We start from the raw sequence: 12,254 nt of genomic DNA, 5'->3' as shown, positions 1-12,254 counted from the left end.
TTCCAGACTTTTTTATTATTCCACTGAATCCATAAGAGATTTTATATACTCAATAATATTATCTTGTATGTACTGCTCTATGAAGAGTTGTTTTTTACTCAAGTCTTCCTCTTTTTTAAACCAGCCTGCTTTTCTAGTGCGCTCTTCCTCAGGTTTATTATTCCATAAGCTCTCTGCTTGTTTTCTTAATTCCTGACGTGCCCTATGCTCAATAATAAAATTATCAAGCCTATCTTGGCGTTGGCGTAATTTTAGCGTTTCTACATCTTCTGGTTGTGGTAACTGCTTTAATATACTTTCTACCCTCTCTTCATAATGAGATTCAATATGTTTTATTTTTTCTTCTAACTGTTTAGTTACCATTTTTTCAATAATTTCAGCAGTAGCTTGAAGGTTTAATTCAGTGGATACCTCATTTGTTTGATGTTCTGGTGAAACTGGTCTTAAATCAAATTGGTGTGGTAAAAGGTCAATAATTGCATCTAGAGACCATTTCTCATCCCTTTTCTGCTTTATAAATAGAGCAATTTCAAGATCTAAAGCATTATAGAGTTTTTCATTTGTATTTTGAGTTCTTAAAGTTTCATGAAGTCCCTTTTCTTCTAGGATATTGAACCAATTATAAACTGTATTATGATGACGTCCTACTAGTTTTGAGAATTCTGTTATCCGCCATGCTTTTTCGAAAACATTATCATCTAATATATCATCATCGTTAATTTGATGGTCTTGTTTTTCATTTTTTTGCTCAATCATTGTAACTACCTCCTCAAAAATCAACTCATAAATAACTAATTATAATTAATATGTTAGCTGAGATTAACATGTTAGCTAGTATTTCGATAATATTTGTAAAAATCCCTACCAATCCAGTGGATTACATGAAATATAGAATTAACATGTAAACATATACTTGTTAACAAAACATTAACGTTTAGTATAGAATTCGGTGAATCAGTAACTTTATTACCAATTATATATTTCGAATTGGTAATGTTTTGTTAATGGGAATATATATATATTGTAGTAGCGCTACTGATAGTTGCTATGAGATTAACAAATTAGGCTACTTAATATTAATGATAAGGAAATAAAGCTATTTTGTAAATAAGTTATAAGGATATAATCCGGGTATATAACGGAAAATACACAAAGTAACGCCCAAAATCTAATTATCACGTATAAAAACTAGTAAAAAGTAAATAATATTAATGTAGAGTTAGTATTGTTCAATAAACAAAACGGTATTTAAGGATATAGGAGCACAATCATAATACTTCGAAGAGGTTCGTCCTACTCCCTATTTACTTGCTACATACAAGTTAGGATCTACTTATGTATATTAATTTAGTATAGAATGTACAATTTAAGTTGTATATTGCATGTCATGATAGAAATTTATGTAGTCAGTATCAACAAAATGATCTTTATCAGCATTAAAGAACAGATTGAGCCTGTGAGTTGACATTAACATGAAACGTGACATTGACATGAAATTAACACTACAACCACCTACTAACAACATACGAACACCTATTGTTAATGTTTTGTTAACTATAATAGATATAGATCGACCCTTTATATACATGTTGATCTAAAAAGATTACCTTTTAACATGAAATGTGAACCATAAACGAAGGATTTTATAGATAATTTTGAGGAAGTTTTTAAGATACTAAGGTTCGACTTAGAATACTAGAATAATCCAAGTGATGTATTTTGTAGATATCCGATTTCTAGTATATGTTTGCATATATTAATAAGTTCATAAATAAGACAATGAGATTGATATGTTAACGAAAATTAGATAAGCATACTTCGAATATCCATAAAGATAACATTGACATGAAATAAGGTATTGCTATGAGATTGATACGACATTAACAAAAAAACATCCAAACAAAGGATAAATCATCCTAATTGTTAATGTTATGTTGATCAGAAATAGAAACTGCCATTTACATTTAGAAATATTAGTTATTCTAATGGGTGTTTATGACTTAGATACCCATTAAAAAGTTAATAAAAGTAATTAGTAATAAAATATAGCGTGCGCTGGTTTGTTAGTTATTACATTCCAGTAACTAATGATAATAAATGTAGATCTACTAATTGGTTTTACGTTAATTTATATCTGAGTATCATCGGATTGATATAACATGTAAAATATCAATATGAAATCAACATCTACACATTTTTGTTTCGTTTCATATCAATGTCGGTTGATGTGTTAATTTCATTCAAGGGTATTGGTGTTAGTTAATTGTTTATATGACATTAACAAATTTGGGTTGTGTGCTTCAAATTGTGTTAAAAATTAAATGGAGATAGACTTTCTTTGAAACCTTCTTGATCAAGGAGGTTTATAAAAAGAACGGTGTAGCATATTGGGAGTTTTAGTTATAAATAGCAGTTGTAATACTTAGGTATACGACTTATTTATTTGGGCATACTATAAGTATGAGTTCTTTTCTATGATAAAAAAAGTGCAGCTAATATCTTTACAATCTATAATTATAGATTGTAGTTTTTATAGTATTTGAGTAGAAGAAATGATTTTGTGTATCATTCCAATATAAGTATATACTAACTAAAAGTCATTTTAATTGTTACAAGAAAAATATGTTATGGATGTATATTCATTATTAGCGTGCTTTTTGTTTAATAACTAAAATAGGAACTTAAAAGCTATTTTATAATTTTTGTTTGCGAAATATGTAATTAATAAATTGGCTTAGGTATGAACTGGATGGTTAGTTTAACTTGTATTCATCTCTCAATATGAAATTTCATGTCAATGTCAGTTGATATGTTGATATCAACCGAACGAGTTTGTGTCGCTTTATTGTTTACATAACATTAATATGCTTTAGTCGTTTACTGTTAGTTATGCTATGAGTAATATAAAGATTGTTTTATATTTAAAGTTCTCTAAGGTAAGGAATATATTAAATGAATGTTTTTTACTTTTGAAATTTAGTTGTAAATAAAAAATCGAAATTTTGTTATGAAAATCCTATACTTAGATATACTAATAGTATTACCTGAATTAGGTTATTAAATGACATATGCAAAAAAGAAAAGGTTAATCAATTAGAAGCATTATTTTTGTGAGTTTATTTAATAATTGCGAAGTAGTATTGACATTTAGATATTATATAGATAATCTTATACATAAGTTTTATTGTTTAAAATTAATATACAAATCGAGAGATATTTAATTCTTGCTAAACGGACACACCGAGGGCATATACCTGCCATTGGTGTGTCTTTTTTTATTTAATAACTAGAAAATGATAAGGAGAGTATTAAAGAATGAATGAAATTATTAGTGAAAGTAAAAGAAGATTTGATAAATATTGTAAAGATAATCAAGTTTTTGAGGAGAGAATTAATTCTCTTATTAACTACTATTTTTTACTGCTTGCTGATCGTGTAAACATTTTACAAGATAGAGAATTTAATAACGAGGTCGAAGAGAAGCAATTTAAAAGCAATCTCAAAAGATTTGAAACATTATTCCCAGCTGCTGCTAAGAATGCATTTCTAAAAGGATATCAGCTTGGTTTAGAGTTTTTCAAACATCCAGAGACAGTGATTCCGGATTCTCTATTTATAAATCCTAATTTTGTACAAGATATTCCTTTTGCAATTGTAAATGCAGCAGAATTTAGCATTTATGAATTAGTTCGAACGGATGAAACACAAGAATTTAGTGTATATGCTGTTCGAACGTATGAAGGCATTAAACCCATAATGGAACAAGTATTTTGTGAAATTGCATTGTTTGGTGCGGAAATTTCGCTTGAGCATGAACGTGAGGAAAGAGGACTGAAAGTAGTTGAAGGAAAAACAACTACTTTTACAAATGTTCCAGTAGATCGTTTATTTACAATTACTCCATCTGTAGCTGCTAATGTTGTGCATGCGGACGGCCGCTGTGAAATCTGGAGTCTAAACTGGAATACAAAATTAACTTTAGATAATCCTTTTATTGAATTAGTACAAGTAACCATTGTTTACAAAGACAAGACAGAAATACAAAAAAATCTTCGGGATGGATTTATATATGAACAAAGTTTATTTAGTGCGATACCGTTAGAAGAAATAGAGGATCGTTTAGAGGTTAGAGTCAAATATAACCTTATTGATAATATGCCATGTAATTTGGAGGGATTTGAAATAGAATCACTTCTCACCGAACTATTAACAAAAATACAATACGCAACAAAAGTGCCTTTTGAAAACATGCTATTACTTTAAAGTGATTTTCTATCAAAGAGGAGTTTTTCATAATGAAAAAGATTGTATTAGCTATTAGTGATACTGTGTATACGGCATATTTACGTGAGGATTTTGTTGGTGCAGGATTTGAAGTAGCTGATAGTGATGTCATGCACATAAAGTATTTAGATGAAATTCTAGATACGGAGCAACCTGATATTCTATGTATTAATGACAAACGATTAAATATTGATGCGGGACACGAAGATAAGCGAGAATTAATTATTTTACAGAAGTTAAGAGACATTCGCTTTCAGCGGGATATTCGCATTGTAGTATTTACAGAGCGTGAAAATAATGATGAATTTTTAGCGAAACTGATTTATCTAGGTATCTATGACATTTTTAACTCTCGTAAAATTGATATTGATAATAAAGTCATCCCGCAGCTGCTACAGGAATCGGATATTAAAAATGTGGTGGAAATTGTAGGAGCAAGTCAAGCACCGCAACATACGAAATTGCCTGTAGTTCCTTTTGATGAGGAAGAAGAGAAAGTATCAAGTGAATTAGAGGAAGGTAACAACAGTGAATCACATTCTAATTTAAAATTATTTAAAAACAAACAAAAGCGTAAGTCTATTCAGGAAGAAACGCCAAAAGCGCCAATTATAAAAAAAAAGTATAAATTGGCTTTTGAGCCAGTATATGAGAAACAAATTGGTATCGCTATTCCAAGAAGAACAATTATTGTGGCCAACATGAATAGGAGAAGTGGTGCCACTTTTGTTTCACATCTTTTAGCCGCTTACTTAAATGAGCTACAGATTGATGTGAATTATATAGAGAATCTATATGATGATGGTTATACGTATCCGTTATTAAAGGGATATACAGAAGCGCCAGAAAACTATCGTAGTGAATTTATGTTGCAGCGATATAAAGAGATGCTACAGAAGGAATCTGATATATTATTAATTCCAAAATGGAAGCAAGGAAGAATAAATTATATTGTAAAGAATCCTATAGTTGACCAAGAGCTTCAAAACGAAACAGAGCAGGACTTCGACCATTTTATTAAGGTTTTATTGGCCAACCAAGAAGCACCTATATCTATTATTGATGCAGGGAGCGATTGGGATAAAGATTTATACCATGAGATATGTGAAATGGCGGATTACATATTCTTTGTAGCGGAACCAGATCTGCATCAATTGCTAAAGATAGCGCATCCTCTTACACAAAAAGAGAGAAAGCTCGTTTCTTACTTAGCTTTAGAGAAAGTGAGGATCATTGGAAATAAGTTTTCTCCTGCACTTTTAAAGCATGAAATAGTAGAAGAATGCTTTGGAGATAAGGTATTAACTGCTTTACCACCATATGAAATAGAAGATGTGTTTGAGTCACAATTGAATAGTAGTACGTTACTATCAAGTCGCAACTATTATAAAGAGTTAGAAGGAATAATGAAGGAAATAGCAAAGTTATTGCTACCAAATCAATTGTTGAATCCCCAAAAAAGTTCCATTTTAAGTGGATTTCGATTTCGAAAGTCTGAAAGTTAAGGAGGCTGAAGAGGGATGCAAAAGTTTATTGTTGCAGCAAGTATGTTGCTGTTATTTGTAGGTTGTCTATTCTTTGTAACTGATATGGTGATTGGAGATACAACACATACTGATAATAAATCGTCTTTAGAAAGGGGAGGCGAGATAGCTGTGGCTAAGTCTGTAAAAGTAGGTACTCTGCGTGCAGAAGAAGAAATAGCTATTGATCCAGAAAAAGCGAAACAAGAGTTTGAAAAGGCGTATAACGGTAATGCGGATTTTAAAGATCCCGCTTCAAAACGTAACTTCACTGTACATGATGTACAGGAAAAACCAGCAATGATTGCTGTCGAAGGTGATGCAGAAGCTGCTAGTTATTTTAAGCAATTTGATGAAAAAAAAGAAACGATAAAGAGTAAAGCGAGAAGTATTATTATTTATGATGCGAATGGAAAAGAAAAACAATTAGGTGGAAACGTAAAATAAAGAAAAAGAGTAGGTGCATTAAAAATGCAAAATACAGTAACTACGGCTCTATTCCTTACCTTTTCTTTATTATTAATTAGCCTTTTACCCGAAGGCGTTTTGTATGGAATACAGTTAGTGAAAGCACATAACTTTGCTGCTGATATGGTAGAAAACGCAGAAAATAAGGGTGGATTTCAATATGATTACAATGGAAAAAGGGTGGATTTAGTCCCTGGGATAGAGAAAAGAATGAAAGAAGAAAAGATGGATGGATGGAAGTATGAGTATACAAAGGGACGCATCGATCATAATCAATCCCTTTCTTTTAAGGTGAAAGCAGAACACCATTTCTTCATATTTAAGCTGATTGGTGTAGATGGCATAAAAGCTCCGATATGGGCGAGTAAAGAGGGATTGGGACAAGTATATTTTAAGTAATGAAAATTCTAAGATTTGTACTATAAAAGACTATGCTGAAAAGTATAGTTTTTTTGTCAGAAAAATATACCTATATAGAACAGAAGTTATAAAAAATGTTAATTAATTAATTTATATGTTAAATTATCTGGATTTTATGTTTAAATTAGGTACAATAAGAGAATCTATGAAAAACTAATATATTTGGAGGAACAAACAATGGCTAACAAATTTTTAAAAACAGCAACAGCACTAACAATAATGGGTACATCATTACTAGGAGCAGGAGCATTTACTGCTAAGGCTGATAACACAGACTCATTAAAATTCAATGATGTTCCAGCAAATCACTGGTCTACAAAAGCAATTTATGATTTAACAAATCGTAAAGTAGTGCAAGGGTACGGAAATAATATCTTTGGCTTTGGTGATAATGTAACTCGTGGGCAAGTTGCTCGTATGATTTATATGTACGTAAAACCAGCAGATGCAGATGCTAGCTTCAAAAATCCTTTTACTGATATTAAAGGACATTTGTTTGAAAAAGAAATCTTAGCACTTGCTAAAGCAGGACTTGTGAATGGATTTGGTGATGGGAAATATGGTCCAGATGATATTTTAACTCGTGAACAAATGGCACAAGTACTTACTAATGCTTTTAAATTTAAGTCAACGAAAACAACAACATTTACAGATGTTGATAAAAACTCATGGGCACTAAAAGCAATCAGCGCATTAGAAGAAAATGGCGTTACTATTGGTACAGGAGGTAATATGTATTCTCCAAAAATGTTTGTAACACGTGAAGCGTATAGTCAGTTCCTATATAACTCTATTAATGCAGTTGAAAAAGAAACAAAACCAGAAGTGAAGCCAGATTCAAAGCCTGAAACAAAACCAGAAGAAAAACCAGAAGTGAAGCCAGATCCAAAGCCTGAAACAAAACCAGAAGAAAAACCAGAAGTGAAGCCAGATCCAAAGCCTGAAACAAAACCAGAAGAAAAACCAGAAGTGAAACCAGATCCAAAGCCTGAAACAAAACCAGAAGAAAAACCAGAAGTGAAGCCAGACCCGAAACCTGAAGTACCAGCAGGTTTAGATGAAAGCCTAGTACAACCGGATTTTGATTTTCATCCATCTGCGTTAGAGAATCCTACTGTGAAAAAACAATTAGCTCCAGAAGCGCAAAATATCTTAAAAGAGATTAATAGAAAATATAACACAAATTTAAAATACTCTAATTTAAATGGGGCTGTAACTATTCTAGATAAAGGCATGTATTACCCAGAAGGTTCATATGCCGGTGGTCAATTTGTAGTAGAAGGTGGAGGAGATACCTTTAAAATTGGGTTTTTAGATAATAATCCGGCAACTGTAGAATTAACAAAAAAATGGGTGACATATTTAACAGGGTTAGACTTAAATCAGGAGATTCAAAATGCTGTTGATTCAAAAACAATTACTAACTATCAAAAAGGTGATTTTAAAATTCGTATTGGAAAAACTATGATTCGTGATACAATGTCTATTTTAATTGAACCTAAATAACGTTATAATGCAATTAAAAGATTAAAAATTGGATATAATATTTAATAAGATACGGAAAGGACACACCTAACGTACCAGCCAATGGTATAGGTGTGTCCTTTTTTGTTTTAGGAGGGAAACTTATGAAATTGAAAAGAAGTTTGTTATTACTGTGTACCTCGACAGCATTAATGATTCCAAGTATAGCAAGTGCGAAAAATGCTGACGTTCCTTTTTATAACGGAACAGATGATACCTCTCTTACTTCTAGATATTTGCAAATGAAAGGTAAGTTTTATCGTTTTGGGAGTCGTTATGCGCCACCGGGTGTAGATTTAGCGTATAAAGGAGATCTTCATTACCCTGCTGTTTACAATGGCTCTTTTAGTTTTGAAAACCCACAAGCAAACTTAGTACAAAGAGAAGACCTAAGTGAGCCTTATGTGCGGATTTCGAATGAAGGTTATTGGAATAGTGCTATCGCTGTTGGGGATCGTATGATAACGGAAAAAGAGAGGATTACTGAATCTATCATTTCTGATAAATATTGGGGTAATTCTCAATTTGTCCTAAATAATATAGATTCGCACACAGTATCTAATGGTAATTCACCAAAATCATATGGTCTGTTTTATTGGATTCGTGATATAGCCTATCTTTCTGGTGGATATGCAGGTGCTGGTGGCGTAAATGGAATAAATAAATATAGTCTATGGTATGTACGAACTAGTAAACCTGAAATAAAAGATTTTAAAGTCTCTAGTGGTAAGAAGGATACACCTGTTAAGTTTACATTTAACGGTTTCGAGTATGTAAGTAAAGAGAAAGGATATACAGAACGTGGTCCCAAACTCGATATAGGTAACCCTTATTCATCGATAGCAGGTGAACGAAATCGTGTGCAATGGCTACTAGATATTACTAAAAGTGGTGAAACAGTGCATCATCAAGAAAATTACTTACGTTCAACGCCACAAAAAGATAATCAAAAACCAAATGAAGGTGATGCAGGACGATTTACGAAAGAAGATATAAGTTGGCAGCCTCAGATGTGTGGTCGTTATACTGCAAAATTAAAAATTATTGATGGGGTTCAAAGGGGGTCAAACGAGAAAACAGTTGATTTTATTGTAGATGGAAACTGTGGTACAGAAGTAACACCTAATCCAGATCCAGGTGATGAAGATGATTTTAAATATAAAATTGATTTCTCTGCTGACCGAATTGAAGGAGAAACAGCAAGAGAAGGAAAGAATATCAAAACAAGAGTAGATGTATCACGTGATAATTTTAAACTAGAGCGTGACCAATATAGAGCAAAAGTAAACAACAATATTAATAAGTCTCAACAAGAAATAAACAGCACTGAATCTGATAGAGATAGTGCACAATCCAGCTTAAGTTATTGTCGTCGTAATCCAATTCATGAAGTAGATGCCGAGGGAAAGGACCACTATTATGATAGAGACTGCTCTTGGGAAGAAAATAAACTAGATAGTGCGGCAAGTAGGCTAGATAATGCAAGGCAGAAACTAGAAAAAGAGAAGAATAAAATTAAAAAGTTAGATGTATTAGAAGAAAAATATATGAATCCTGAAACAGTAGTTGTGTTAAAACATAACGGACAACAAGTAGCTTTACAAAAGGTAAGATTAACTGAGGGAGAAAAGAAAACCCTGAACCTTGACTGGCAACATAAAGGTAAAGGAACAATTCAAGCGGAAATTAACCCTGCTGGTAATCGTATAGACATCGAGGAAACTACGTACAAAAATAATCCTATTAAAACAGCAATCTATGAGCCTTCAAAAGAAAAGGCAATGTGTGGTGTAACGAGTGTAAAAGGTGTAGTAGAAACAGTAAGTGAACGTGTATCAAAAGAAGATATAACTGGGGAAATGTATTATGAAACTTTGACAGGGAGTATTGGTAATTTAGCTCCTTCTAAGCTACATTCTGGTTATGGATTTTCGTATGAAGTAAACGGTAAGTACAAAAATGATTGGAATGCGAATTACCCTGGTGTATTTACTGCTGCTAAGGCACAATATCCATTTGCAGACGAAGGATTAAAGTCTACTCAAGATTTAGAGAAGAAAGAACTTAAAGATACTACAGCAAAATTCCTACCTAAAAATATGTATTTATCTGAAGCAACAGGACATGTTTTTGATAGTAAAAGACCAACTAAGTCTTTATATTGGGATGGACAAGAGAAAATCATTGATGGTGGCCAAAAATGGTATTCACCACTGAAGACAAAAGATGGTGTATACACTTTTAATGTAGAAACAGCTTCAGCAGGTATCAATGAAATGAGTTTATGTTTAACTGAGCAAGTAGAGATTAAGGGTGTTGCGTATGATGATTTCATAAAAAGAAGAGTATTTCCTGACGATCCATTCCCTGGAGGAAGTGGAGTTGGTTGGAATTGGGTTGGTAAGGAAGACGTACTTTATAAATTAACAGATTGGTATTACATGAGAAATAGGAAATGAGAATAAAATATAGTATAATTAGATGAATCAACACAATAAGATATCCTTCTTAAACTAGTAGCTGAATGGATAAACCAAAGGCACATCCCTTAATGGGATGTGTCTTTTTTTTGTAGAAAGGGGAATATTGAATGGATAAAAAGAAAAAACAACGTATGAAACGTGTAATTTTCATTGGAATTATCGTAATGATTGCATCGTTATATATTGGAAGTGAATTTCAGGATCGGAATGGGAAAAGTTATGCTCCTGCAAAGTATTTTGAAACAGGAACAAAATTGATTTCGTTTTAATAATAATTTTGCCTCTTGCATCAACTATTGTGAAAAGTATTTCCAAATGATCTCTTCTTTTCTCCATAAAATGAAAGAGAAAGGATAGCAACCGACACCTTGGAATATTCAGTTGTGTTAGATTAATTACAACATATTTTTGGGATGCTTAATAGGTTAGAAACCTTGTTATAACAGGGTTTTGGGAGCGAGGTTAATTATCGATTACGTGGTTTTTAAATAGAAAAAACAGATATTTTTTAGAAATGATTGACATGAAACTATATATATCATAATATTGAGATTGTAATATTAAAGAAAATAAATCCAACATTTTCATATAGACTTTAGATTAGCTAAAAGGACACACCTAAGGCGTTTTACGCCATAGGTGTGTCCTTTTTTGCGTTTAAAGGCTACATAAGGAGGAATATAAACATTGAAGCCGTCTAAGTTTCAAAAGAAGCAGATTACAGCGGTAGGTTTAGCTGCTATAACAGTAGCGGGTATCTATGGATACAATCATTTTGCAGTAGAAAATGCAGTAAAACCAACAAAAGTTGTTGTAGCTGCAAAGGATATACCTGCGCATACAGAGATTAAAGAAGAAATGCTAGTGGAACGAACATTACCTGGTGATGGGATTCCTCCAAATGCATTACGTGTAAGTAAAAAAGAGGTTATAGGTAAGTGGACAAATGATGGGCAGCCAATCACCGAAAATAGCTATCTTTTTAAAAATAAAGTAGTAAAGAAAGAGGAGTTACCTGACTCTGCCATTTTAAATTTGAAAGATGGAGAAGTTGCATTCCCGTTACTCGTTGATTTGGAAACAAGTTCAGGTAATAGTATCATTCCTAACACTTATGTGGACTTATATTTTAAGCAGGTTGTAAAGGACGGGGACAATGAGAAGGTAGTATTCGGTGGTCTTTTCCAACGTGTACGTGTTACGGCTGCAAAGGATAGCAATACAGAAGATGCATTTGTACTAGAAAAGAAAGAATCAAAAGAGGAACAAGAAGGAAAACAAAAGCCAAAAGTAACGCGATTATATACATTGGCTGTTTCACCAGAACAACTTCAATATCTAAATCGTGCGAAAACACTTGGAGATGTAATTCCTGTTGCAGTTGGACAAAAGGTAGAACAAACAGGGAAAGAATTAGAACCAGCAGAAGGATTCTCGCAAATATCTGATCAGAAAAATATTTTAGACTATGTAGAGAAGCATTCAACCAACCCCATATCTAAAAGTGTAAAAGAATATGTTGCACAGTATCTGAACGAATCCAAATAAGGAA

9 protein-coding genes are annotated in these 12,254 nt (G+C 32.4%); 8 read left to right on the top strand and 1 reads right to left on the bottom strand.

Features of this window, described 5'->3' with window-relative positions:
* Positions 1–15: 15 nt before the first annotated feature.
* The gene (locus MKY21_RS29280; protein WP_000572539.1) at positions 16–756 is read right to left on the bottom strand and encodes a MerR family transcriptional regulator; all 741 of its coding nucleotides are present in this window, start codon (positions 754–756) and stop codon (positions 16–18) included.
* Between the two features lie 2,559 nt (positions 757–3,315).
* On the opposite strand from MKY21_RS29280, the gene MKY21_RS29275 reads away from it, so the two are divergent.
* From MKY21_RS29275 to cpaB, 8 genes are all read left to right on the top strand, one after another.
* Positions 3,316–4,263, top strand: coding sequence for a hypothetical protein (locus tag MKY21_RS29275; RefSeq protein ID WP_341078274.1), 948 nt, complete (start codon positions 3,316–3,318; stop codon positions 4,261–4,263).
* Positions 4,264–4,295: 32 nt separating this feature from the next.
* Positions 4,296–5,789 (top strand): hypothetical protein, encoded by a 1,494-nt coding sequence (locus MKY21_RS29270; protein WP_098281251.1) that lies wholly within the window; start codon positions 4,296–4,298, stop codon positions 5,787–5,789.
* A gap of 15 nt (positions 5,790–5,804) precedes the next feature.
* On the top strand, positions 5,805–6,254 hold the full coding sequence (locus MKY21_RS29265) for a hypothetical protein (protein ID WP_001168897.1): 450 nt from the start codon (positions 5,805–5,807) through the stop codon (positions 6,252–6,254).
* Between the two features lie 24 nt (positions 6,255–6,278).
* The gene (locus MKY21_RS29260; protein ID WP_001181729.1) at positions 6,279–6,674 is read left to right on the top strand and encodes a DUF4320 family protein; all 396 of its coding nucleotides are present in this window, start codon (positions 6,279–6,281) and stop codon (positions 6,672–6,674) included.
* A gap of 198 nt (positions 6,675–6,872) precedes the next feature.
* Positions 6,873–8,201, top strand: a complete 1,329-nt coding sequence (locus MKY21_RS29255; protein WP_341078271.1) for an S-layer homology domain-containing protein — start codon at positions 6,873–6,875, stop codon at positions 8,199–8,201.
* A gap of 122 nt (positions 8,202–8,323) precedes the next feature.
* Positions 8,324–10,678 carry a hypothetical protein gene (locus tag MKY21_RS29250; RefSeq protein ID WP_341078269.1) on the top strand — a complete coding sequence of 785 codons (2,355 nt, stop codon included), beginning with the start codon at positions 8,324–8,326 and terminating at the stop codon, positions 10,676–10,678.
* Between the two features lie 131 nt (positions 10,679–10,809).
* Complete coding sequence (locus MKY21_RS29245) at positions 10,810–10,971, top strand: hypothetical protein (RefSeq protein WP_000358416.1); 162 nt, start codon at positions 10,810–10,812, stop codon at positions 10,969–10,971.
* 418 nt (positions 10,972–11,389) lie between these two features.
* Complete coding sequence (gene cpaB, locus MKY21_RS29240; protein ID WP_000804789.1) at positions 11,390–12,250, top strand: Flp pilus assembly protein CpaB; 861 nt, start codon at positions 11,390–11,392, stop codon at positions 12,248–12,250.
* Positions 12,251–12,254: the final 4 nt, after the last annotated feature.

This window comes from Bacillus sp. FSL R9-9497 (assembly GCF_038005805.1).
Taxonomy (GTDB): Bacteria; Bacillota; Bacilli; order Bacillales; family Bacillaceae_G; genus Bacillus_A; species Bacillus_A cereus.
This window is presented reverse-complemented; position numbering and strand designations above follow the sequence as displayed.